Origin of the sequence: uncultured Parabacteroides sp. (genome assembly GCF_905196875.1) — a bacterium.
Classification (GTDB): domain Bacteria; phylum Bacteroidota; class Bacteroidia; order Bacteroidales; family Tannerellaceae; genus Parabacteroides.
Window position 1 is genome coordinate 23,573 of the sequence record NZ_CAJJWO010000026.1, and the last position, 26,143, is coordinate 49,715.

The 26,143-nt window shown below is 44.3% G+C and carries 20 protein-coding genes; 11 read left to right on the forward strand and 9 right to left on the reverse strand.

From position 1 onward, the window contains the following. Positions 1-25: 25 nt before the first annotated feature. The 3 genes from QZ076_RS10645 to QZ076_RS10655 all read right to left on the reverse strand — a co-directional run bounded on the left by QZ076_RS10645 (position 26) and on the right by QZ076_RS10655 (position 4,518). A complete protein-coding gene (locus tag QZ076_RS10645) occupies positions 26-1,747 on the reverse strand; it encodes a phosphoethanolamine transferase (RefSeq protein ID WP_293713227.1) in 1,722 nt (573 codons plus the stop codon). 191 nt (positions 1,748-1,938) lie between these two features. Next, positions 1,939-4,131 carry a DUF4838 domain-containing protein gene (locus tag QZ076_RS10650; protein WP_293713230.1) on the reverse strand — a complete coding sequence of 731 codons (2,193 nt, stop codon included), beginning with the start codon at positions 4,129-4,131 and terminating at the stop codon, positions 1,939-1,941. A gap of 45 nt (positions 4,132-4,176) precedes the next feature. Beyond that, a complete protein-coding gene (locus QZ076_RS10655) occupies positions 4,177-4,518 on the reverse strand; it encodes a hypothetical protein (protein WP_293713232.1) in 342 nt (113 codons plus the stop codon). 142 nt (positions 4,519-4,660) lie between these two features. On the opposite strand from QZ076_RS10655, the gene QZ076_RS10660 reads away from it, so the two are divergent. After that, entirely contained in the window at positions 4,661-5,167 is a 507-nt protein-coding gene (locus QZ076_RS10660; protein WP_293713234.1) for a bacterioferritin, read from the forward strand. 42 nt (positions 5,168-5,209) lie between these two features. Here QZ076_RS10660 and QZ076_RS10665 read toward each other — a convergent pair whose 3' ends face one another. Further along, complete coding sequence (locus tag QZ076_RS10665) at positions 5,210-5,689, reverse strand: DUF456 domain-containing protein (RefSeq protein WP_293713236.1); 480 nt, start codon at positions 5,687-5,689, stop codon at positions 5,210-5,212. 100 nt (positions 5,690-5,789) lie between these two features. On the opposite strand from QZ076_RS10665, the gene QZ076_RS10670 reads away from it, so the two are divergent. The 7 genes from QZ076_RS10670 (at position 5,790) to QZ076_RS10700 (ending at position 13,805) form a co-directional block, all read left to right on the forward strand. Further along, on the forward strand, positions 5,790-8,081 hold the full coding sequence (locus tag QZ076_RS10670) for an excinuclease ABC subunit UvrA (protein ID WP_293713238.1): 2,292 nt from the start codon (positions 5,790-5,792) through the stop codon (positions 8,079-8,081). 79 nt (positions 8,082-8,160) lie between these two features. Next, complete coding sequence (locus QZ076_RS10675) at positions 8,161-9,336, forward strand: Xaa-Pro peptidase family protein (RefSeq protein WP_293713240.1); 1,176 nt, start codon at positions 8,161-8,163, stop codon at positions 9,334-9,336. A gap of 19 nt (positions 9,337-9,355) precedes the next feature. Beyond that, on the forward strand, positions 9,356-11,050 hold the full coding sequence (locus tag QZ076_RS10680; protein WP_293713242.1) for an alkaline phosphatase: 1,695 nt from the start codon (positions 9,356-9,358) through the stop codon (positions 11,048-11,050). A 67-nt stretch (positions 11,051-11,117) separates the two neighbouring features. Continuing rightward, a complete protein-coding gene (gene pyrB / locus QZ076_RS10685) occupies positions 11,118-12,032 on the forward strand; it encodes an aspartate carbamoyltransferase (protein WP_293713244.1) in 915 nt (304 codons plus the stop codon). A 14-nt stretch (positions 12,033-12,046) separates the two neighbouring features. Next, on the forward strand, positions 12,047-12,511 hold the full coding sequence (gene pyrI / locus QZ076_RS10690; protein ID WP_075557846.1) for an aspartate carbamoyltransferase regulatory subunit: 465 nt from the start codon (positions 12,047-12,049) through the stop codon (positions 12,509-12,511). A gap of 5 nt (positions 12,512-12,516) precedes the next feature. Next, the gene (locus tag QZ076_RS10695; RefSeq protein ID WP_293713248.1) at positions 12,517-13,083 is read left to right on the forward strand and encodes a flavin reductase family protein; all 567 of its coding nucleotides are present in this window, start codon (positions 12,517-12,519) and stop codon (positions 13,081-13,083) included. 5 nt (positions 13,084-13,088) lie between these two features. Beyond that, entirely contained in the window at positions 13,089-13,805 is a 717-nt protein-coding gene (locus QZ076_RS10700) for a porin family protein (RefSeq protein ID WP_293713250.1), read from the forward strand. Here the strand turns inward: QZ076_RS10700 and QZ076_RS10705 are convergent, their stop codons facing one another. The 3 genes from QZ076_RS10705 to porU are packed head-to-tail and all read right to left on the reverse strand — an operon-like array spanning position 13,806 to position 21,133. After that, positions 13,806-16,679 carry a PD-(D/E)XK nuclease family protein gene (locus tag QZ076_RS10705; protein WP_293713252.1) on the reverse strand — a complete coding sequence of 958 codons (2,874 nt, stop codon included), beginning with the start codon at positions 16,677-16,679 and terminating at the stop codon, positions 13,806-13,808. Then, positions 16,676-17,665 (reverse strand): L-glyceraldehyde 3-phosphate reductase, encoded by a 990-nt coding sequence (gene mgrA, locus QZ076_RS10710; RefSeq protein ID WP_293713254.1) that lies wholly within the window; start codon positions 17,663-17,665, stop codon positions 16,676-16,678. The genes QZ076_RS10705 and mgrA overlap by 4 nt, the downstream gene beginning before the upstream one ends. A 33-nt stretch (positions 17,666-17,698) precedes the next feature. Then, the gene (porU, locus tag QZ076_RS10715; protein ID WP_293713256.1) at positions 17,699-21,133 is read right to left on the reverse strand and encodes a type IX secretion system sortase PorU; all 3,435 of its coding nucleotides are present in this window, start codon (positions 21,131-21,133) and stop codon (positions 17,699-17,701) included. Between the two features lie 125 nt (positions 21,134-21,258). Here porU and QZ076_RS10720 point away from each other — a divergent pair, with 125 nt between their 5' ends. Next, complete coding sequence (locus QZ076_RS10720; protein ID WP_293713258.1) at positions 21,259-22,134, forward strand: aldose 1-epimerase family protein; 876 nt, start codon at positions 21,259-21,261, stop codon at positions 22,132-22,134. A gap of 304 nt (positions 22,135-22,438) precedes the next feature. On the opposite strand, the gene QZ076_RS10725 is transcribed toward QZ076_RS10720, so the two are convergent. Continuing rightward, positions 22,439-23,392, reverse strand: a complete 954-nt coding sequence (locus QZ076_RS10725) for an NAD-dependent epimerase/dehydratase family protein (RefSeq protein ID WP_293713260.1) — start codon at positions 23,390-23,392, stop codon at positions 22,439-22,441. A gap of 250 nt (positions 23,393-23,642) precedes the next feature. Between QZ076_RS10725 and kbl the strand changes: the two genes are divergently transcribed. Continuing rightward, complete coding sequence (kbl, locus tag QZ076_RS10730; RefSeq protein WP_293713262.1) at positions 23,643-24,833, forward strand: glycine C-acetyltransferase; 1,191 nt, start codon at positions 23,643-23,645, stop codon at positions 24,831-24,833. 80 nt (positions 24,834-24,913) lie between these two features. Here the strand turns inward: kbl and QZ076_RS10735 are convergent, their stop codons facing one another. Continuing rightward, positions 24,914-25,084, reverse strand: coding sequence for a hypothetical protein (locus QZ076_RS10735; RefSeq protein ID WP_165359877.1), 171 nt, complete (start codon positions 25,082-25,084; stop codon positions 24,914-24,916). A 203-nt stretch (positions 25,085-25,287) separates the two neighbouring features. Here QZ076_RS10735 and QZ076_RS10740 point away from each other — a divergent pair, with 203 nt between their 5' ends. Next, on the forward strand, positions 25,288-26,133 hold the full coding sequence (locus QZ076_RS10740; RefSeq protein ID WP_293713265.1) for a histidinol-phosphatase: 846 nt from the start codon (positions 25,288-25,290) through the stop codon (positions 26,131-26,133). Positions 26,134-26,143: the final 10 nt, after the last annotated feature.

A 26,143-nucleotide genomic window follows, 5' to 3' on the forward strand; every position in this document is an offset into this window, starting at 1 on the left:
AAAGATAAATGTTTGTAACGGAATATCAATCTTTATCGTAAACAATACCCCATTTATCCAACATGACAAAGTCAGCATTCTTTAATCCGACTTTCCAGAAAGGAACAGGATCGTCATGATCTCCAAGGTACATGCGGTCGTGAACCGTAAAGGCGGAATTCGACACAGCCAGTGTCGAATCGGCTACCGGAGTGTGCACTCCGGCAATATCGAGCACTGTATGGAACACGCTGTTCGTGCTGACAGGTAAAGCACTGTGGGACAGAGCAACCTGGTACTTCTCCGGATAGGCTGTGCGATAGGCTTCAGAGAACCATATAATATAAGGTATATGCAACTGATAATAGGTCGGGATAGGCGATGCATGCAGGTAACGGGCCCGGCTGTCGTCAAAAATATCCTCGCCGTGATCGCTCAGGTAAAGCATCGACACGCAATCATTTGTTTTAGCAAGCATATCGGTGATCTCTCCCAGGACATAATCGGTATAATAGATCGAATTATCGTAGGCATTACGCAACTGCGTCTTATAAGCAGCACGGATACCTTCCGCCTTATCGGGGGTATAAAATGCAAATTCCTTCGGGTAACGTTCATGATAATTGAAGTGCGACCCGTATGTATGAATCACAAAGAAAAGATTACCGTCCGTTTTGTCCAGCTCCTTTTGAAGGTAAGGAAGCAGTGCGCCATCGTGCAAAGATGTCAGATAGGAAGACCCTGTCTTGAACTGGCTCATATCGATAAAGGTATCGGCTTCGCGGTAGAATGCACCGATCATCGAAGTATTGAGGTTCTGATTGGCAATCACAACCGTATGGAAACCGGCTTCCTTAAAAGCGGTTACAATACTTTTCTCGTCATAAATAACCCCGTAGTCTTCGGCACTGGCAGCCGACAGGATAATAGGGACACTCTTATGTGTATTATTGGATTGGGTGACAACATCGGTAAAGTGCACCAACCCGTCCAGCTTCTCCATCCGGGGAGTCGTTTCGCGTTCGTAACCATACAAACTCCATTCCATAGCACGGGAAGTTTCGCCCACTACCAATACATAAATCTCCCGCTTGCCTTCGGCCTGTACCGGCTTCGTGGCATTAAAGGTAAAGTCGGCCGAAGTAATGTGGTAGTTGCTGTTCTTCTCCGCTTTATTGATCGCGAAGTAAAGATTATAAAGTGCATTTCCCGGATAAAAATCATCTTTCAAGGAGACGTTATGGCCCTGTATCGGAGCTAGCAGGCACAGAATAATCCCCAATGCGAAAACACCGAGGCTTCTTATCGCCCATTTCCTGCGAAAATCACCGGTCAGTTTTTCTTTCAGCCGGATAGACCAGGTAGCCAATACTAGCGTGGGTAGCGTATAAAAGAAAAAGACCCCTATAATGACCAGAAAGATATTCCCCAGTAACTCGCTGGCTTCAGAAGCCGTTGAACTGGTCAGGTTCAGAAACATATCCACTGCAATGACCGATTCTCCGAAAAGATGGAGAAGGACCAGCTGGCCGCCATCCAGAATAACTTTAGGCAACAAGCACCAGACTACTATTCCTGGTTTACGCGCCAGCAGAAGCAAAGCCACCCAAAAGGCATACGGCAGGATCAAAGAAGCAATCCCCACCGTTATTGGCAAAGGCTCCGTAAAAAACAATACACAATTAGGAATGATAAACAATAGTGCAAACAGAAACAATAAGTGCTTCTGGGAAGTAAACCAATCCCTCAACTTTATAAAATAACTCATCAATGTAGTGTATATACCAAAAAACAACTATTCTTTTATTTGCCGCCCGGATTAATCACCGGGCGAACCGCAAAAGTAGGTGTTATTCAGCACATAGTCATGCTAACCTGATACAAAAAAAGTTATTTCATTGATATTAAGTCAATATTTCAATAAAGTTTCATCCCAAGATTAATAAAAGATACATTGATTTAATGTACTGTAACCTCATCCAGGAAGAACCAGGACGGATATCCGACACCGTAATGCCAGGACGGGCAGATTTGGGTTCCTACGATCCCGACCTTTATATACCGGGCAGATACAGGTGAAGGTTTATCACATTTCACACCGACAAATTTCACTTGTACGGAACGGTCTTCCGGCAAGGTCTTCTCTCCGAACGGCAGCCAGGTCTTGTTGTCGGAAGAGATTGAATAGGTAACCTTTTCAGGCAGCAATATCCATTGTCCCAATTGGTGGAGAAAATCGCCTTCTATCGAGCTGAACGAAGTGTCCTTTCCCAAATCGAGAATAAAGGCACCGTCCGTACCTTCCCATCCTACCCAACTTTCCACAAAGGTTGTACCGCCAAACAGTTCGTCGGTCAGAGCTGTTTCTCCCAAAGCCTTATATTTACCCGTCGGCTCCTGTATCCAGATCACCTTAGCTCCTTTTGCCAGATTCTTTTCTTTACCGGGCAGATAGCGTTCAGCATATAACCGGCAATAATCGGCAGGTGAGTTTTTACGTTCATTCAATGTCGGTATCCCGAATTCGCGGGTGCGTTCATCAAACAGGGCCAGTCTGGCTTTGATCTCATTCAGATCGTGATTGCCTTCGGCCCGCGCGATCTCCAACTCTGCGTATTGCAGCGGCAAGCGAGACATTTGTACCCGTTTCAACAAAACAGGATCGGACGCCACGGCTTGCTCAGCCTGATCGAACAGTAGATTATAACGCTTACGGCAGTTGGTATTCAGCATGCCGTCTTTATGTGTAACCGGGGAATCGTATATCCAGAGACGTTGTTTGCTGGCAAGCAATCCTCCTTCCAGCAATTTCTCATACTGATAAATATAAGGGGATGCCGCTCCGTAATAGCCATCCATAAACGCACGCATCAATGAATCGGCATTCTGATAAGGGTTCCACATCAGCTTGCTGACCATATAGGCACGCATTTCCGGGAAATCACCTCCTTTTGATCCTCCGATCTGCGAAAAGTGCATGGTCGCATGGTGCTCCTTGAACAGTTGGATATTCTTTTGCAGGATCGGGAAATTCGGGAACGGAGAGACGTAATTGTCAAAATTAATACCATAATCCCATACAAATATATTATTACTGATGGCAGACCAACCTTCCATAGCCTTCATGAAGTCCTGCCCCGAAGCATTATCGGTAAGGGGAACCTCACGATCGCAATCGATATCACAAAGCATAATATTGACATTCGGTAAAGGTTTAACATGCTTTGGAGGATGCATGGTATACAGATAAGCCAGGGTGGAAAACTCCTTATCCGGAAAACGGGCGGCCAGCTTATTCAGGAAATGGATCAGGCTGCCGGAAGGACCTCCCTCCTGCTCGTCCAGCGCTTTACATTCCGGGCAACTGCAATTCGTATAGTTACCGTCGTTCTGACTGATAGAGATCATATTCTTTCCGGGGTTGGCCTTAAAGATCGAATCGACCTTCCGGGAGACCAGTTCGAATACTTCGGGATTAGTCAGACACCACTGGCTGGCTTTTCCGGGACGACGTTCTCCATTAATGAAGGAATAATATTCCGGATGGGATGTGCCGTATTCATCGGATGGCAGAATCCGGTCGAAAGTATGCACCCATAAGCCACCGGCAAATACTTCGGATGGTTCTTCAAAACGAAACCATTGTTTATAAACCGGATCTTCATGCATCGCATAACACTGGCTTTGACGGTAACGGAATGCCGGATTCTCGGCCCTGTTCAGTTCCGGGATCACGATAGTCGGATTTTCCGTCAGCGTATAAGCATTCGCTCCGTAATAAGCAACACCCAGATAGTCTTCCAAAAGAGTGACCACCCCATAAACGGAACCTTTATCTCCACCGCTACTGATATATACAATACCATTGTCGGTTCGCAGACGGAATCCGTCTTCCGTCAGGCCCGACACGTCTTTCCCGCCAATCACGATATCACCTTTGCGGGGAGTCTTATCGTTGATTACCGGCAACGTGGCACTGCTTATCCGTTTCACAAAATCCTGGAGAAGAAGTGCGGCTTCGTTATCGATCTCACCGCCTTTTTCCACCAGAATACGTGAAACCGGTTTACTGTCTTTTACTACCGTTACCTGGGCATTCAGGCAAGGCGTTATCAATAAAAGAGATAACGTACATAGATTTAAGATTTTCATAATTGAATTTGTTTAGAATATAAGTGTAGTATATAATACCGGAATTTACAGCTTTTGTATGATGCCTATAAACTCTTCGTTCGTGATATCGAACTCCGGTTCCTTGTAATTTACATAATCTTCAAAATAGTCGCTGGCAATATCAGCCACAATCTCTTTCCCATCCAGTCCGTAAGAAGAAACTAATGCTTCCAATTTACTTTTCACTTGCCGGATCACCTGCAGGCGGTCTTCATAACGCTCCGGTTTTTCCTGATCCGTTATATGCTCGTTACGGGTAACGAGATATACAACAGTATAAAACTTGTCCACATTACCGAACACCGGAACGAATAAGGCCTTTTTGTCTTCCGGCAACGCAGCCAGAAATTCCTGTATCTTTGTCATTTGATCTTTTTTTATTGATAGAATCTATGACAAAGATAAAAAATATTATTACAGCCCCGCTCCATTGTATAAAGGAAACTGTTAACTTTACGGCATTGGAACAAATATGTTTTACATAACATAATTTAAAAACTCAACGATTATGCTTAAGAGAGAAAAAAGTATTGAACTGCTAAACAAAGCAGTAGCCGATGAAATGACAGCTGTTAACCAGTACATGTATTTTCATTTTCGTTTGGACGACATGGGATACGACCTGTTGTCAAACCTTTTCAAACGTACAGCCATCACAGAAATGATGCATGTGGAACGCCTGGCAGAACGTATCCTGTTCTTGAAAGGTGAAGTAGAAATGAAATGTTCAGCCCCCGTAGAAAAAATTCACGATGTAAAAGCTATGCTTGAAAAAGCAGCTCAAATGGAAACCGGAAGTGTAGACGATTACAATGCATGGGCAAACGAATGTGCTCAACATGCAGACTCTGCCACCAAGAAGGTTTTCGAAGGCCTGGTTATCGAAGAAGAAGGCCATCTGGATCAGTTCGAAACAGAAATTGAAAACATGGAAAACTTCGGAGCAAATTATCTGGCATTGCAATCTATCGAACGCAGCAAGATCATTTCAGCCGGCGGTACCCCTGCTGAATAATTACAGAAAAAAAAAGAGAGGTTCGAATGGACCTCTCTTCTTTTATACAATCAGTGCTTTTATAAAACAGTAGACGAAATATCCGCAAAGCGATATCTTAGCAACCACACTAAGCAGAAATCCGACAAATGCACCTATCCCCGCCTTAAAAGCTTCGAATGACTTTTTGCCACCTAACAACTCGCCGATCACGGCTCCTGCAAACGGACCGAACAGGATGCCCCAGGGAGGAAAAATAAATATACCGGCAATCGTTCCGATCACACATCCCCAGTTTCCCCATTTACTGCCGCCACCATATTTTGAACCGAGTACCGGAGTTATATAATCCAGTACCTGCACAACGACAACTAAAACGCCCCAAACAACCAGTTGCGTAACCGTAAACTGCACTTTATCCGTAAAATGAAGTAACAGAAGTCCCAGATAAGACAAAGGAGGTCCCGGTAAGACCGGCAAAAAACATCCGGCAAATCCTACCAGCAGGCAAACAGCCCCGATAACAATCAAAAAGATATCCATTCGCTATTTATTAAATCAGAATCCGCTCAAAGATATGAAAAGTATTTTGTTGTGAGGATTTTTCACCCGATATTTGTGAGTCGATACAGAATGAATACAGATGATGACGAATAATATGAACAGTTCTGAAGAAGAATACATTATAATAGAAGGTGCACACGAGAATAATCTGAAACATGTTTCACTGAATATCCCGAAGAAACAGATCAGTATTTTCACAGGAGTCTCCGGCTCCGGGAAATCGTCGTTGGTACTCGATACGATTGCCGCCAAATCACGAAGGGAACTGAACGAGACTTTCCCGAGTTTTGTCCAGCAGTATCTGCCCAAATACGGGCGTCCGCATGTGGATAAGATAGAACATCTGCCGGTAGCCATCGTGATCGACCAGCGAAAACCTGCACCTAATGCACGTTCTACCGTCGGAACTTACACGGATATCTACTCTTTATTGAGGCTGTTGTTCTCACGTGTCGGGAAACCGTTTGTCGGCTACTCAGACACATTTTCTTTCAACCATCCGCAGGGCAGATGTACCCGGTGTGACGGGCTCGGCGAGATCAGAGAGCTGGATATACACAAGCTGGTCGATTTCAACAAATCGCTGAATGAAGACGGAGTGATCAATTATGTAGCATTCAAGCCCGGTGAATGGCGCTGGATACGTTATGCCAATACAGGACTGTTCGACCTCGACAAAAAAATAAAAGATTACTCGCCGGAAGAGTTGGAACTATTCCTCTATTCTCCAAGTATCAAGTTGAAAAACGCGCCGGCAAACTGGCCCAAGACAGCCAAATATGAGGGGCTCGTTGTGCGTATGTACCGGAGTATTATCAATTCGGAGGAGGGTAAAGTTCACCAGAAACTGCTCGAACCGATGCTGACAATGGGGGTCTGTCCTGATTGCGGAGGGACACGTCTCAACCAGACCGTATTGTCATGCCGCATCAACGGGAAAAATATAGCCGAAGTCACCAGGATGGCCATCCCTGATATTATCGAATGGTTAAACACCATACAAGATCCTATCGCCTACGATATAAAACAATCCATCGGTGGACGGTTAGCGGCACTGCTGGAAATAGGATTGGGTTACCTGACACTCGACCGTAGCATGGGAACTCTCTCGGGCGGAGAAGCGCAACGGTGCAAAATTGCCAAATACATCAACTCGTCATTGTGCGACATGCTGTATATTCTGGACGAACCGAGCGTCGGACTACACAGCCACGATATTCATCTACTGAAAGCATCTGTTCGCAAACTGCGCGACCACGGCAACACCGTTCTTCTTGTCGAACATCACAAGGAGATGATACAAATTGCCGACCACATCGTCGACATGGGGCCCGGCTCGGGAATGGACGGCGGCAATATCCTGTACGAAGGGGATTACAAAGGTTTGCTGAAAAGCGGCACACAGACCGGAAAGATGATAGCCGAAAAAGTACCGTTAAAGCAGAATCTCCGGCAACCGTCAGGCTGGTTCACACTCGAACATGCCAACGAACATAACCTGAAAGACCTGACCGTCAAACTTCCGATGGGAGTTCTGACCGTCATCGCCGGAGTTGCCGGGTCAGGAAAAAGCTCCCTGATGGAATGTTTCCGCAAAGCCTGTCCGGAAGAGGTTATCTATATCAGCCAGAAGAATATCGGTATTAGCCTGCGTTCGACGCCTGCCACCTATCTGGGCGTAGCGGACGATATCCGAAAGATTTTCGCACAAAAGAGTGGCGCCGGTTTAAGCACATTCTCTTTCAACGGGAAAGGCGGTTGCCCTGTCTGCGGAGGGAAAGGGGTAATCGTGTCGGATATGGCTTTTATGGATGCGATAGAAACGGTTTGTGAAGCATGTGGCGGTTTACGTTACTCGCCGGAAGCCTTGCAATATGAGGTAGAAGGTATCAATATAGCCGAAGCGATGGATTTAACCGTGCGGAAAGCATCACTCCGTTTTGCAGGGACGATTATTGAGAAGAAGTTGCTGCCACTCATGCAGGTCGGATTAGGGTATCTGCACCTCAATCAGTCGCTTTCTACCCTATCGGGTGGCGAGCTGCAACGCGTAAAGCTGGCTTCCCATCTCGACGACCGGGGTAAAATATATGTACTGGACGAACCGACCGACGGTCTGCATGTGAAAGATATCCGGCACATTATCGAATTGTTCGATTCCATGGTAGAGCAAGGCAATACGATCTTCCTGGTAGAACACAACCTGGATGTACTGAAAGCAGCCGACTATGTGATCGAATTGGGCCCGGGAGGCGGACAAATGGGTGGCAAACTGATTTTTCAAGGAACACCACAGCAAATGCTCTCTTACCCATCTTCCATTACAGCAAATTATCTGAAAGCGGAATTGCCGGGAAACAGGAAATCTTAATCAAGATTTAATAGCCTGTTCTTCCTTTTTCCCGGCAGATTTTAATACCTTTGAAGCCACATAAAAATAAAAGTTGGAAATGATACAAAAAGAACTGATCGACGACCTGCAACTTAAATGGGGTCGTATACAACAGGCAATGCAAGTATTGAATGCAGACGCCTGCCTGCTAAGTGTAGATGTAAACCTGTATTATACAACCGGAAGGATTTTCAGCGGATATTTCTATCTGCCCGCAGAAGGAGCTCCCTGGTTTTTCGTTAAACGCCCGAACGGATTGAACGACGATCACATCGAATATATCCGCAAGCCGGAACAAATGGCCGAGATATTTGCCGCCCGTGGCATCAAGATGCCGGAAAAGTTGCTGCTGGAAGCCGATGAGCTGACATACAACGACTATATCCGCCTGCAATCCATATTCAACCCGAAAGAAACAGGCAATGCGACCACCCTGATGAGAACCCTTCGCGAGATCAAAACGCCGTGGGAAATCTCGCAGTTCCGCATCTCTGCCGAAAAGCACGCCAAGACATACTCGGAAGTTGCCGAATGTTTCCGTCCGGGAATGACCGATCTTGAATTTCAATATGAAATAGAAAGACGTATGCGCCAGAACGGTTCGATCGGAATCTTCCGCGCTTTCGGAGCCAATATGGATATCTTTATGGGAAGTATCCTCGCCGGCGAAAATGCCGAAGCCCCCTCTCCTTTCGACTTTGCCCTCGGCGGCAGCGGAATGGACGCCTCCTGTCCGCTCGGAGCCAACGGCACGATCCTGAAAGACGGAACAGCCATCATGGTGGATATGGCAGGTAATTATACGCCGTATATGACCGACATGACCCGCGTATTCTCGGTCGGTAAACTGACAGAACAAGCCTATCGTGCGCATCAGACCTCATTAACGATACAAAGCGAAATAGAAAACATGGCTCATCCGGGTGTCGTTTGTTCGGAGCTGTACAACATTGCCGCAAATATTGCAGAGAAAGAAGGATTTGCCGGAAACTTTATGGGGACCAAACAGCAAGCCAAATTCGTCGGACATGGTATCGGCATCCAGATCAACGAGCTTCCGGTACTGACACCCCGCTCCAAAGAAGAACTGCAACCGAATATGGTATTTGCCCTCGAGCCTAAATTCGTTATTCCGGGCGTTGGAGCCGTCGGCATCGAGAACAGCTTCCTGGTTACGGAAACCGGTATCGAAAAGCTAACTCATTTCGAAGAAGAGATCATACAATTACATTAATTAATAAACATACAAGCACATGAAAAAGACGATTACTTTTCTGCTTCTACTGGCAATCATCATTATGCCGGCAAAAGCTGCGGATGTGGAAAACGTAAAACCGGTCAAGAACATCATCCTACTGATACCGGACGGCACTTCACTGGCTACCGTTTCTATGGCACGCTGGTTGCAATGGTACACCAATCCTGACAAACCCAACCTGAATCTGGACCCGTATCTGTGTGGTACTGTACGTACGCACTCCTCGAATGCTCCGATCGGTGACTCTGCTCCGACTACCTCCTGTTACATGACAGGCTACCCGAGCCGCACAGGTTACGTATCGACCTATCCTGAGAATGACGGCGACAATGATATTTACCCGACCGATCCGGCACGCGCTTTCCAACCGCTAACAACTGTATTGGAAGCCGCTAAAATAACACAGGGCAAATCGACCGGTCTTGTTTTCACCTGCGAATTTCCACACGCTACTCCGGCAGACTGTTCTGCTCACAGCTACAACCGTGGTAAATACGAATGGATCGCTCCGCAGATGGCTCATAACGATCTGAACGTAGTGATCGGCGGCGGTGCTTCCCTCCTTCCGGAAGAAAGTGAAGCCTATCTGAAAGGTAACGGATACGGTGTATTCAAAAACGACATCAACGGCATGCGCAACTATAACGGCAACAATATGTGGGCTTTGTTCGCAGACCGCGAAATGGCTTACGACCTCGACCGTGACCCGGCTCAGCAGCCTTCACTGGAAGAAATGACCCGTATCGCAATCAAAAAGCTGTCCAAAAATCCGGAAGGTTTCTTCCTGATGGTAGAAGGTAGCAAAGTAGACTGGGCCGCTCACGCAAACGACCCTGTCGGCATGGCTACAGATATGTTGGCTTACGACCGTGCCTGCGGTGCTGCACTCGAGTTTGCCCGCCAGAACGGTGAAACTGCCGTTATCATGGTTCCCGACCACGGAAACAGCGGTATCAGCATCGGCCGTGCGGATTGTAAAGGATACGATAAACTGACAAAAGACCAGTTGTTCCACCAGTTCTCCCTCTATAAGCTGACTGCCGAAGGTTTCGCCCAAAAGGTGAACAGCGAGCCCAACTCCGAAGTACAGAACATTTTCCGTGAATATGCAGGTTTCGAACTGAGCCCGGAAGAGCTGGACGCATTGAACCATTGTAAAGACTATAAGAACAGCCCGATCCCCGAAAGCGAACGTACGGCCGAAGGCAAAGGTTCCCTGTACAGCGGTTCGCTGACCTCTTTCATGTCTAAGCTGCTGACTTCAAAAACCTGCTTCGGATTTACAACCGGCGGACACACCGGCGAAGATGTATTCCTGGCTGCTTACCATCCGGATCAGGCCAGCTTACCGATCGGTATGCATACCAACATCGAACTGAACGCTTATCTGTGTGCTCTTTTCGGTATGAACCGGGATAAACTGGACGAACTGACTGCCGAAAATTTCGCTCCTCATACAGAAGTATTCGAAGGTTATAACTGCGAGATCATTCCGGCAAAAGATGAGAAAGGCTCTCCCTCGCTGATTGTGAAAAACAAGAAGAAACAGATCAACATCACTCCGTTCAGCAATATCGTAACCATCGGTAAAAAAGGACAGGAGGAAGTCCGGCTCAATTCGGTCGTTGTCTACGTCGATAAGAACAACACATTCTACCTTCCGACGAAGCTGGCAGAATATCTTAAATAAATACAAGCGGAGGCTATTCAGTCTCCGCTTTTTTTATACTTTTGCATAAAAGAAGATTATACACAAAATGAAAAGTAAAAGTTTAGTTTCTATCGATCAATGTACCAAAGAGGACATTCTTCGTATTCTGGATAACGCCAGGAAGTTTGAGGAGAACCCGAACCGAAAGCTACTGGAAGGTAAAGTGGCGGCTACCCTGTTTTTTGAACCTTCTACCCGCACGCGATTAAGCTTTGAAACAGCTGTCAACCGCCTGGGCGGACGGGTTGTCGGATTTCAGGATGCTTCGACCACAAGCTCTTCAAAAGGCGAAACGCTGAAAGATACGATCCTGATGGTAAGCAACTATGTAGACCTCATCATCATGAGACATCATCTGGAAGGTGCTGCCCGCTACGCATCGGAAGTAACAGATATTCCAATCATCAACGCAGGAGACGGAGCCAATCAGCATCCCTCGCAGACGATGCTCGATCTCTATTCGATCCAAAAGACACAAGGAAAACTGACCGACCTGAATATCACAATGGTGGGCGACTTGAAATACGGCCGTACGGTACACTCGCTGATCGTCGGCATGTCGCACTTCAATCCTACTTTTCATTTCGTGGCGCCGGACGAGCTTCGCATGCCGGACGAATACAAGAACTTCTGCGACGAACACGGTATCAAATATTACGAACATACCACTTTCGATGAAGAAGTAATCAACAATACAGATATTCTCTATATGACACGCGTACAGCGCGAACGCTTCACCGACCTGGAAGAATACGAACGGGTTAAGAATGTATATATCCTGCGTAACAAGATGCTGGAAAATAGCCGTGAAAACCTTCGCATACTTCACCCGCTACCCCGCGTCAACGAGATCGCCTATGATGTAGACGATAATCCGAAGGCCTACTATATCCAGCAGGCACGCAACGGACTGTTTGCCCGCCAGGCCATTATTTGTGAAGTTTTAGGTATCAATATTTAATTCTGATAATCATTATGTCAGTAGAAAAGAAAAGAGAATTGCAGGTAGCCGCTTTAGAGAACGGAACTGCTATCGACCATATCCCCCCCAGCCAGTTATTTAAAGTAGCCAAGTTGCTGGGCCTTGAAAATATGGATAACACAATCACGATCGGAAACAATTTCCACAGCAATAAAATGGGTTGCAAAGGTGTAATCAAGATCTCTGATAAATTCTTTGAGGAAGACGAGATTAACCGTATCGCCCTGATCGCTCCAAAAGTGATCCTGAACATTATCCGTGATTACGAGGTTGTAGAAAAGAAAACGGTCACTTTGCCGGACGAACTGGTTGGTCTGGTAAAATGCAATAATCCGAAATGTATCACCAATAACGAACCGATGCCAAGTCGCTTCGAGGTGATAGATAAGGAAAAAGGCACGATCAAATGTCATTATTGCGAACGTAAGATCAATAAAGAAGATATCATTATTAAATAAATAATATGAAGCAGAACTGGAAGCCCGGTACCATGATCTATCCATTGCCAGCAGTAATGGTTAGTTGTGGTAGCGAACCTTCAGAATACAATATCATTACTGTGGCGTGGGTTGGTACGATTTGTACCAATCCACCCATGTGTTATATATCCGTACGTCCCGAACGTCATTCCTATCCTGTTCTGAAAAAGAATATGGAATTTGTTATCAACCTGACCACACGCGAACTGGCTTATGCCACCGACTGGTGCGGTGTGAACTCGGGAAAAGACCATCATAAATTTGAGGAAATGGGACTTACGCCTGGTAAAGCGACCCGGGTCGATTGTCCTACCATAGAAGAAGCTCCTCTCTGTATCGAATGCCGGGTAAAAGAAGTAATTGCCCTGGGCAGTCACGATATGTTTATCGCCGACGTACTGAATGTACAGGCAGACGACCGGTATCTGGACCCGCAAACAGGAGCATTCGACATGCAACGTGCCGACCTGTTGGCTTACTCGCATGGAAAATATTACGGACTGGGAGACTTTGTCGGTAAGTTCGGCTGGTCGGTGAAAAAGAAAAAATAAGTATTATGAAAAAGATCTTCCTTCTGTTGTTTATGTCTTTTGCCGGTATCTCCGTCCAGGCACAAAAGTTTATCCAGATCGAGGATAAAGCTTTCAATTTCGGAGCTAAAGTCGGTGTCAACTCAACTTTCCCGATCGTGAACTCGCTCAGGATCGATGATGTCGAAGCCGAGAACATCCGGTTGCAATACAAGGTTGGTTACCAGGCTTCTATCTTTTGCAGGATCAACATCGATCGTTTTTTTATTCAGCCTGATCTGTCCTGGTATCGGACAGAAGGCGATATCTTTTTCTCACTACCGGAAACAGAAAGTGCCGGAACCATGGCAGGCAAAAATTCCGGAAACGACCAGCTTAAACTTAAGTCTACCTCTTTGGAACTTCCGGTCATGATCGGATATTATCTGGTGAAAGAGGGTCCGTATGCTCTCAGTATGATGGTCGGACCTAAATTGAAATACAATTATAAGTTACGCTACACGACCCATTTCTCCGAACTTACCAATGAATATATCAATGACAATACACCTTTCGGTATAGGTATTGCCGCCGGGCTGGGCGTAAGCATCTGGCGTCTGTTCTTTGAGTTTACCTACGAGTTCGGAATCAACCAGATCGAATCCGATTTCAAAGACCGATCATCACAATTGCCTGTCGAACGAAATATTTCGATCGACAAGCGTACCAATATGATGAGTTTCTCACTGGGATTTCTTTTCTGATTATTTTCCGCATATATCCTTGAAAGGACACCAGGCACAGGCTTTTTCCGTCGGGGTCTGCACGAATGGTTTCTCGCGGCTGAATATTTCATCCAGACAGCCGCGCAAACCGTCTTCGAAGGCTGCCGAATATTCCGCAAAATCAGTCACCCGTTCCGACCGGGTTCTTTCTATACGGCGGCTTACGGCTGCATCGAACGAGTCTGAGAAAAGCGTACGCATATAATAGATACCCGGCTGAAGTTTTTTCCCCGCCGGAACTTCTCCATACATCAAAGAATACATGAAGACCTGCATCACTGCTTTGGCACGGTCTTTCTCTTCCATATCGAACAGACTTTCCACGGTAGTAAACGTAGAAGTCCCGCTACCGCTCTTGTAGTCGATAATACGGACAGCATCCCGCACCTCGTCGATGCGGTCGATAAAACCTTTCAACTGGATCTCCGAGCGGTCGCTCAGGGTAAAGAGACGGTTGATCAGTCTCTCGGATTCGATGTATTTGAACGGGGTGAGCTTGCTGTCGCGCTCCAGTATCTTTTCGACATATTTACGGATCATTTCACCGATCAGGAAGTTCTGTCCTGTCAGCGGACGCACCACGTCTGTCTTGAAAAAGACCTCAGCGAATGCACGTGCAATGGCGCCGGTCAGTACCGGAGTATCTTTTTTGATGGCTTTCAGCAAATCGGCTGTCACCATCTTTCCACAAAGAGGTTCATATAATTCTTCCATTACCTTATGCAAGATACTACCGAACACATTACTCTCTATCGTCTCACTCACCTCCTCTTCTTCACGGATACCTTCAACGACTGAGAAATAGAACTTAAGCGGACAATCCAGATAGGTATTTACGGCGCTGGCGGAAATGGCACGTACACCACCCTTACGGAATGCCGCCAAACGCGCCATCACCTCATCGGTCTTTTGGACCTGTAAGGCCGGAGTCTTAGCGGACGAGACATTATAGACAACCAATTTATCATGCATCGGCTGTTCATAATGATAATGCAACTGATGGACGAAACGGCTCACCTCTCCCGTCTGCAATCCGTTACTCCGGGTGTCATATAATAGGCTGACATGGCTTGCCCGATAGATCAGGCGATAGAAGTGATAGGCCCAGACACTGTCCTGATGCTCGTAGGTGGGTAATCCGAACCCACGACGCAAGTTATACGGGATAAACGAATTGGCCGCTTTCCTCAACGGGAAGATCCCTTCATTCATAGAAAGAATGATCAGGCGGTCGAAATCGAGTGCACGGGTTTCCAGTACTCCCATAATCTGCAGGCCGGAAAGCGGTTCACCCCGGAAAGGAATCGTAATCGTATCCGTCACACGTTTCAGCAGGCGGAAATAGGTGTCGATCTTCATTTCAATACCGGTGTCCTGCATGATCTCTTTCATACGGTTCACAGTCGTGAAATAATGGAAGATAAATTCCTGTTCGATATCATTGGTCCGCTGGGTAGCGTCTTCTTCCTCTTCGTTGGAAAGGGTGTACATCACCTTATTCAGTTCCTGCAAGACATTGATTAGGTAATCGGAGAAGGTTTCGACATCCGTTACCGGAGTAAACAGAACAGAAAGAAGAGCAGTTTTACCCAGATCGGCAGAAGTAATATATATCTTATTGTTCTCAGCTATATCCCTGATCAGGAAAGAGACAGTCTCCGGGTTCGTGGTGCTGATATACCGGTGGTTCAGTATAGGCAATACATCACGGAAATAAAACATCGGCTGCCGGTCTACGTAACGGACATTCTTTTGCAGTGCCAGAATATATTCCATCAGTGAAGCCACTGGCGTACCGGCCAGCGGATACCCCATCGTTACATTAATACGGCGGATTTGCTCGGGAATTGCATTGAGTACAGGGATAAGCAAATGTTCGTCCGGCAGGATAACAGCCGTACGTAATGCCTCTTCGGGACTCATTTCATCTTCTTTGCAAAGTTCATTCAATAAGGAATATACCTGTTTGGCCTGGCCGATACCTGAAGGAATACCGATCACTTCGATATTTGTGTTTACCTCTTCTTCTTTGGGAAGAGGATATTTCGAAGGGAAGTTCTTCAGGTTACGTTCCACGAAATAAGAGGCTTTGTTATTAGGGTCAGTCACTTTGGCTGAAGCATAATCCCAGTAGAAATCGGCGATCTCTCTTTTCTGGAGCTGCAAGAGGAAACGTTCCTCTGCAACAGAAAGGGCGTTCAATCCTACAAAGACGACCTTCGTATAAGGCAGGTCACAACAACGATCCTGCTCCATCTGCTCGACAACCTCACGGAAGATCATTCCCTCATAGCCTTTGCCTTCGGCAGCGAGGGCCTTCTTCAGGTCATCATACAATGTATAAAGTATCTTCCATACAGCAAGGAATTCTTCCTGGTTGGGCGAATCGCCTTTCGGATAAAATGAGGACCAGAAAGTACGGATAGCGGCAATCTGATCTTCATCCAGAAAGCTGAAATCATTCTCTATCTCGCGCAAGTCGGTAACGTTGGTAAAGAGCATACGTGCATCCGCCATGTATTTATCGACATCGTCGAAATCGTTCAATAGCATCTCACCCCAATACAGGAATTCGTCGAATGTTTCTGTCGAACCGCTATGGCGTATATATATATCGTATAACATAAACAGCATATTGATACGGTCGGCTGTCTGCTTACCGCTTAGCTGCACGAACAGGTCGTTGATCGTGAGGATGGTTGGCGAGAAAAGAGGTTTCTCGGCTACCTCCGAAAGATATTTTTGAAAGAAAAGTCCCGTTCGGCGGTTAGGAAACACAAAAGCAAGCTTGCAGACTTCCGCACCGTATTGCTGATAGAATATAGAAGCTATCTGATATAAGAATGGTTTCATATTCTTTTAATCCTTTCTTGCTCTTCCGCTGTAAAACTGATATTCTCCAATGCTTTCAGATTATCGAGCAACTGATCTACCGAACTGGCTCCGACAAGTACACTGGTTACGCGGTCGTCTTTCAGCAACCAGGCCAAAGCCATCTCTGCCAATGTCTGTCCACGTTCCATCGCCAACTCGTTCAACTGACGGATCTTGTTTATTTTTTCTTCCGTCACCTGCTCACGTTGCAAGTGTCCGGTCGATTTAGCAGCTCTGGAGTTTTCAGGTATTCCATGCAGGTATTTATTGGTAAGCATTCCTTGCGCCAAAGGTGAAAAGGCAATCATACCGACTCCTTCTTCTTTCAATAAAGGCAATAAATCGGGTTCAGTCCAACGGTCGAACAGGGAATAACGTGCCTGATGAATCAGGCAGGGCACACGATGTTCTTTCAATATCGCGAGGGCTTTCGCTGTCTGCTCTGCATTATAATTGGAGATGCCGACATACAAGGCTTTCCCCTGACGGACAATATCAGCCAAAGCACCCATCGTTTCTTCCAGAGGCGTTTCCGGATCAGGACGGTGTGAATAGAAAATATCCACATAATCGAGGTCCATACGTTTTAAGCTCTGGTCCAGACTTGCCATCAGATATTTACGACTTCCCCAGTTTCCATACGGGCCGGGCCACATATCGTAACCGGCTTTGGTCGAAATAAGGAGTTCGTCACGATAGGCGCCGAGACCTTTTTTCAATATCCTGCCGAAGTTCTCTTCCGCCGATCCGTAGACCGGTCCGTAATTATTAGCCAAATCAAAATGGGTGATCCCATTGTCGAAAGCGGCATGAGCGATTCTGATAAAGTTGCTGAATACGTCCACACTTCCGAAGTTATGCCATAACCCCAGTGAAATAGCCGGCAGTAATATCCCGCTACGGCCGCAACGACGATACATCATTCCGTTGTATCTGTTTTCATTTGCCTTGTATATACTTTCCATGGTTTATTTTATTTCCTACAAATGTAGATAAAATCACCATAAAATAATCATTTTCTCCGTCTCAGTTGCTTCTTTCGAATTATTGGTGCTGATAGCGGCACGGTATAAATAAATGCCAGGGCGTACATGCGAGCCTGCATTATTTCTCAAATCCCAATCGATCACATAGTCTTTAAACAATTCGGACGATCCTGTTTCCTCATGCTTCCAGTGTAAACGTCCGCTAATATCATAGACCATGATGCCGACCTTCATCTGTGTCTCAGGACGATTGTGTGAAAGATGAAACTTCACATTGCCGTTGGCCGGCGGCGGGGTTGCAATGATACGGGAGAGGAAAGGTTTCAAACCTTCCACTACCTCGAATCGGAAAGTATAACTCGTTGGATTGTTCATTATATCCCAAACCTTGAATTCGGCTTCATGCAAACCCGGTTTCAATGCCGGAACAGCAAACCTAACAATGCCTTCTCCTTCCGAGTCGGGAACAAATTCATAATACCGGTTTAACGTATAGTTTGTTGCCGGATTATTATCAATATTGAGTGTTATATCATGTCCGATACTACTACCTGTCACATTTATACCGCTTTTGTCCCAGAGCTTTGCATAGAAATAAGGGGTATTATTTACCTGATCCCCACTCACAAAAGTAGAATCATTCAGAAACAAGGATCGTATTTCAGGACCTTGCGTATCATTATCCGGATCATCTTTCGTCCCATTGGCAAGGAATTTATCAAAATAACCTTGTGCATCCTCACCCGAAGTCTCGTCAAAAGCGTATAAACTCATTTTACCGCAAGTTTTCGCTGAATAGGAAATGTCCTTTGGTACTTTAAAGGTGAATTTGAACTTACCGTCTTTCACAGAACCGCCTCCTTCAAAAACAGTATTAAAGTAATCATGATAATAGATCTTATTTTTATAAGGATTATTTCCCAATGTGGAATCTTTTCGGTAGCCATCCAGGATCTTTGTACGCAATTCTCCATTAAAATCAGAGACGAGGCTTCCTTTCGTATCTAGAATATCTCCTTCCAAAGTTATCCAGGCATTTGCATTAAAAACAACCGTATCTTTTTCTATCGCCAAACCGTTAATTGCGGTAACCTGAACACGATGCTTGGGATAAGACAACTTCAATGCCGGATCACCGATCAGACAGAAGCCTAGTTTGCGTACATCAGAAGAATTAGACTTCGTTTTCCTTATAATATCACCTAACGTTAGTTGAGAATATTTCTTATCAAATAACAAATTCATAAACTTCGCGTTAATCTCCTCATTAATATCCACAAAAGCTACGCGAGAAGTAGTAAACAAGGCAATACCACCGCTCTTCTCTCTTAAAAACACATCTTCTCCGGCAGATGTAGCCACAGCATCAAAACGACAAAAGTCGCAGGTTGCAGTGATCCATAAAGGTAAATGTTTGTATGTATATTTTAAAATATCACTATGTTTTATAACCATTTCGTCACTCAGACTCTCCGTGTTTCCGTGGCCAACATAGTTCAGGAGAAACATTCCATTTCTCAGTTTCTCTATAATTCTCTCTTCCACTTCCGGATATTTGCCACCACCTCCCAGATCCTTTTTAAAGGCATCGAAATAAATTTTATTTGCGATATACTCCTGACGGGACTCTTCTATCACTTTTGCTAAAGCCTCAGCATCATTCTGATGTACAATATCAAAGCTATCCGCATTATTACCATCATCAGCTATGAAACACAGGTTGTTCTTCCAAATACTAAAATCTGAATTATTCATATAGGAGATAACTTTATCCACAACCACTGTTGCCTGCTTACGGGTGCGAACAGGGAAACGTCCGATACCAAGATTCAAATCTGCCGATGACAAACTTTTATTACTATCTTCCAGAAAACCGAAATAATCATCTACCGGATACGAATACATATCCAATGACTCAGTCGTTTGATAGGTTAGCAACATATTCATTCTCTCACTCTCACTCACATCCTGCCAATCTTTTGTCAGGAACCGGTTATCAAACGAACCGTCTCCAAAAAGCAAAAGATATTTAGGAGATTTTGCGTTGTCTTTACCTCGGTCATAAAACATTTTCATCAGACGTCGATAAGCCGTGGCATCTGGTGTCCCGCTTGAAAATTCATTATAGATTTCCTCCGGGGTAAATATCCGGGTAATCAGACCATCTTTCTCTTCATGCGCTTTTTGCAATCTTTCCGCCTCACTTTTAAAAGCCGAAGGAGAGATAATCACCATATCGACCTGTTCAGATCCATGCAAATTCTGATTAGTAACCAGTTGTGCCTCTTTTGCTGAAATAGACGGAATAGTCTTGTCCAGCTGAATAACAACAAACTCTCTTAGCAGATCTGCTTCAGGAATTATAAATGACAAGTCTGTTCCACTCAATTCAGCCTCCATCACTTTCGGATTTAACGCATCCGTAACATCCCACACAGTCGTATTTGAGTTGGCATTTTTTATTGTAAAACGGGATTTATGTCCTATCGATGAAACATTACGAAAAAAAGTCGGTTCATTATACGTTCGAAGTTCTCTCTTCAGGTGTACACAAATGTAATCCAGAAATGCAGTTTTATTATTTCTTTCGGAATAATTCACTTTGATAATAAAATCTTTACCTTTTTGTCCTTTCCAATAACCAGATCCTTCAGCCGATCTGGCTTTTATATAAATGAAGTTTTTTGTACTTGAAGATATGCCCGATACAGACCCTTTCACAACATCTTCATTCTCTATCGAAAGGGTAAAATTTTTAATTTCATTCGTTTTAGCAACCAATCGGCATTTCACCATAGCATCTTCCTGCACTATTCCTTCTACATTATTAAAAGGCACTGATATCGACGACATAAGCGACTCTCCATAAAGTTCACGCCCCGAAGTATTGAGAGAGACCAAATCCTTTTCATGTAAAAGACAATCGTCAAAAGTATTAAATACTTCCACTGCATCTTTGGACTCTGATTTTATCGTCTCCATTTCTTTTGCGTTCTGAGAAGAAGTAAGGAAATAATATCCGTATTCAGAATAAGGATTATTTGTATGAACAAAGGTCTTTCTTTCGGTTTGGCCGGTATACTGTTCAGACTTATACTCCCACTTCGTCGTCCCCCGCCCATAAAAAAGCAGATAATCATCTTTCCTCAAGACCGGAACCGCAGGCAGGTCATCCACATAAGGCTTCGAGAAATCTTCTTCGAGCGGCCAGCCGCCATAGCCATACACAGCCACTTTCGAAGGATCATCAAACCCCATCTTCTTTAGTTCGGAATTTGTTAGTTTATAGATTCCATCCTTCTCGATCGCTATTTTCACCCAGGTTCCATTGCTTAGTACGGAGTTTTTAGCATACCTCTCCTGTGCCCCTAACGAGAGCGACAGACAAAAACAAAACAGAAACACGAAACAGCTTTTCGCTGACAATCTTCTTTTGTGTAGTATCATATTTTTCAACTATTCAATGATCTTTTAACGCTTCCCGTTTTGTTTTATTATAAAACAGCCGGGAATTCCCAAAAGAAGTTTACTAACTTTGCTTGTCTTGAAAACGATACAAAAATTATCAGAATATGAAAACATTATCAAACGATTTACTAACCATCCAAGTGTCTCCCCACGGTGCCGAGTTAAGCAGCATTGTTGCCAATGCTACGGGAAAAGAATATCTCTGGCAAGCCGATCCGGCATTCTGGAAACGCCATTCTCCGGTTTTGTTCCCTATTGTCGGCAGTCTATGGAATAATGAATACCGACACAACGGTGTCACTTATTCACTTTTGCAACATGGCTTTGCCCGCGACAAAGATTTTGAACTGATAAAAGAAACAGATACGGAACTACGTTTTAAACTGACTGAAAATGAAGACACGTTAAAACTATACCCATTCCCGTTCTATCTCGAAATCGGTTACCGCCTGGCCGGTAATCAGATAGAAATCGTATGGGTTGTGAAAAATACCGGTAGCGAAGAACTGTACTTCCAAATCGGAGCACATCCTGCATTCTATTACCCCAATTATAATGCAAACAGTGAAAAACGCGGTTTCTTTGCCTTCGACCGCACAAAAGGACTAAAGTATAAACTAATTCAGGAAAAAGGCTGCTTAGGAAATCAGGAATATCCATTGCCACTGGATAAAGAAGGATTGTTGCCTCTGGATACACACACTTTCGATAAAGATGCTTTGGTTCTCGAAAACAGTCAGGTGAAACGGATAGATTTGCTCAACCAGAATGGTAGCTCCTACCTCACTGTCTATTTCACCACCCCCGTAGTCGGCCTATGGTCGCCACCTGCGAAAAATGCACCTTTTGTCTGCATCGAACCCTGGTACGGTCGTTGCGACCGGGTAAACTATACCGGTGAATACAAGGACAGAGACTGGATGCAACATCTACAACCGGGAAAGACATTCAGTGCAAGCTATCTGGTGGAGATTCATTGAATTTAACGGATGACAGATTGGCCTAATGGAACAAAAAAAAGGCTATCTATCACAGACAGCCAATCTTCATTGTTAACCTTAAATCTAATACCATGAAAAACACAGTGCAAATATAGCGCTTTTATGTTATACAGCATAACATTTGCAAGAAAAACGCACTCCATTAACATTATTTACCTAAAACATGTTCTAAAACATACAAAAGCAACCATTTATTATTAGAAACTTTCTTATTCGTTAGATAAAAATGAAGGGGATACCCGAAACCGGACATCCCCTCTCATCACCAAACCTCTTATATTTGTTATTTATCGAAACGCTCTTTCAGCTTTGTAATCATATCACGGGTCATGGTATCCAGATCATAAGTCGGTTTCCAATCCCACTCTGCACGAGCACAAGTATCATCCAATGAGTTAGGCCATGACTCGGCAATTGCCTGACGCAACGGATCCACATTGTATTCCATCTGGAAGTCAGGAATATATTTACGGATGTTATTTGCAATAATTTCCGGATCGAAACTCATAGAAGCAATGTTGAATGAGTTACGGTGTTGCAGACGAGTAGGATCAGCTTCCATGATCTGGATAGCTGCATGCAATGCATCCGGCATATACATCATGTCCATGAATGTTCCGGCAGCGATCGGACATACGAACTTCTCGCCTTTAACTGCAGAATAATAAATATCAACAGCATAGTCGGTCGTACCACCACCCGGAGGAGTTACATAAGAGATCAATCCCGGGAAACGAACCGAACGAGTATCGACACCGAAACGAATATTATAATAATCGCTCAGCAACTCACCGGAAACTTTTGTTACACCATACATTGTACGCGGGTTGCGAATTGTATCCTGCGGAGTTTTGTCTTTCGGAGTATTGTTACCGAATACACCAATAGAACTCGGGGTAAAGACAGCACATTTCATTTCACGTGCCACCTCCAACACATTGAACAAACCACCCATACCGATCTTCCACGCTAACTGGGGTTTTGCTTCTGCTACCGCCGAAAGTAAAGCTGCCAGGTTATAAATCGTATCGATCTTATATTTAGAAACCGTCTCAGCAATCTGCTGTTCATTTGTTATGTCAACAATAGCAGAAGGTCCCGATTCCAGCAGCTCTCCTTTAGGTTCTGCACCGGAAATATAACCTGCCACGATGTCGCCATCATAACGTTTTCTCAACTCCATGGTTAACTCTGAGCCGATCTGACCGGTAGAACCAATAATTAATACATTCTTCATTGCGTTTTATTGTCTTTTTAAGTTTTTTCCGCGGCAAAGGTATAGAGAATAAAATTGTTCCTGCATTATTTTCTTGTGTTTTTTAATACCAAAATTCAAAAAAAAATATGACCTTTGCTTCATCAGTTGACAGTTGACTATTAACAGTTGGCAGCTTACATTTATAAAAAGCTTCAAACTGTAACTTGTCCGCATCAACTATAAACAATTTCGTCTACTTGATTCAAAAATACTAACAAAAAACAATGTTATGTACGGTAAACTGAAAGAATTCCTTACACAGGAACTGGCAAATATTAAAGCTGCCGGATTGTACAAAAATGAGCGTATTATTACTACGCCTCAAAGAGCCGACATTAAAGTAAATGCCGGAAGTGATGTTTTAAACTTCTGTGCCAACAATTACCTTGGTCTGTCAGACAACCAACGTTTGATCAAAGCTGCAAAAGAAGCTATGGATACTCACGGATATGGAATGTCGTCCGTTCGTTTCATCTGCGGAACTCAGGATTTGCACAAACAATTGGAAGCTGCTATTTCCGATTATTTCAAAACGGAAGATACTATTCTGTATGCTGCTTGTTTCGATGCAAACGGTGGTTTGTTCGAACCGTTATTCGGCGAAGAAGATGCTATCATCTCCGATTCACTGAACCACGCTTCTATCATCGACGGTGTACGTTTGTGTAAAGCAAAACGTTATCGTTATGCAAATGCCGATATGGCTGATCTGGAACGTTGTCTACAGGAAGCTCAGGCTCAACGTCACCGCATCATTGCAACAGACGGTGTATTCTCAATGGACGGAAATGTTGCTCCGATGGATAAAATCTGCGAACTGGCAGAAAAATATGATGCACTGGTAATGGTAGACGAATCTCACTCTGCGGGTGTTGTCGGTCCGACTGGCCACGGTGTAGCAGAACAATATAATGTATATGGAAAAGTAGATATCTTTACAGGTACGTTAGGAAAAGCATTCGGTGGTGCAATGGGTGGTTTCACTACAGGTAAAAAAGAAATTATCGACATGCTTCGCCAACGTTCACGTCCTTATCTGTTCTCTAACTCGGTAGCACCTGCTATTGTCGGAGCTAGTCTGGAAATGTTCAAGATGCTGAAAGAAAGCGATGCACTGCATACAAAACTGATGGATAACGTATCCTATTTCCGCGATAAGATGCTGGCTGCCGGTTTCGATATCAAACCGACTCAGTCTGCTATCTGCGCTGTTATGCTATATGATGCCAAATTATCTCAGGATTTCGCAGCCAAGATGCAGGAAGAAGGAATCTATGTAACAGGATTCTATTATCCGGTAGTTCCGAAAGACCAGGCACGTATCCGTGTTCAGTTGTCTGCCGGACATGAAAAAGAACATTTAGACAAGGCGATCGCTGCATTTATCAAAGTTGGTAAAGAACTGAATGTGATTAAATAAATGAACATTTTTCTATAAATAAAAAAGAAGCGGAACATATTTGTTACCGCTTCTTCTCTTTCAGAACAAACCATTAACCTTTAATAATTATTATCTTCCTCGCCATCCACGAGATTATTCAATTCAAACTCCAGACTTACCAGGTCCTTTTTCCATGATTTCAGGATATGGGATGGTGTCTCTTTTGGAGGATTATCTATTTTCGTCTGGATATTGGATATCTCCAGTTCCAATCTTTCGCGCCTGTTCATATCTATTTTTTATTTATCACTTTTTTAACAATCACTCAATTAATAAACAATCGCAATTGCCAATATGTTCATCAAAAACAGTCTGTACAACGTAAATTTTAAGCGTTCCGCTATGGCCCCATTTATTATGGGAAGCCACTTCGATAAGATGGAAAGATTTCATATCTTTGCATACCGAAAACAATTGACAATATAATATTTATATGCAACTTAGTAATTATCACAGTCATTGCACATTCTGTGATGGGCGTAGTACTCCAGAAGATTTTGTAAAATTCGCTATATCGCATGGATTCCGGGCGTACGGTTTTTCCTCACACTCGCCCCTTCCTTTTGAAACTTTCTGGAATATGTCAAAAGATGATATGCCCGAATATCTGGCGGAGATAAGCCGGTTGAAGGAGAAATATGCAGACCGACTGGAAATATATACATCTCTGGAAATCGACTACCTGGATGAGACTTATAATCCTTCCATCACCTATTTTCAGGAACTTCCGTTAGATTATCGGATCGGCTCCATTCATTTCCTGCCTTTATCGGAACATCTGAGTGAAGATAATATGGTGTGCATAGACGGGGCTTTTTCCGATTACAAAAATTCGGTTGACCGTTATTTCGAAGGTAATATCGGCAAACTGGTTGCCCGCTATTTCGACTCTACATTAAAAATGATCGAAGCAGGTGGTTTCGACATTGTGGGACATATGGACAAGATCTATATGAACGGACACAAATGCAATGATTTCTCTTTTGATGCAGATTGGTATCAGGCTCCATTCAAAGCAACTCTCGACCTGATAGTTCAAAAAGGATTAATGGTTGAAGTCAATACCAAGAATCTGGTAAAAAAACAACAGATATTTCCACGCAAAGAATATCTCGGCCTGTTGAAAGAAATGAATATACCGGTAATGGTCAATTCAGACTGCCATTATCCCGATCTGGTAAATGACGGACGCGAAGAAGCGTTCAAAATATTGAAAGAAATTGGTTTTAAAACAACACGGGAATTAGTAAAAGGTAGTTGGCAAGATGTTGCAATATAAAAAAGGTGGC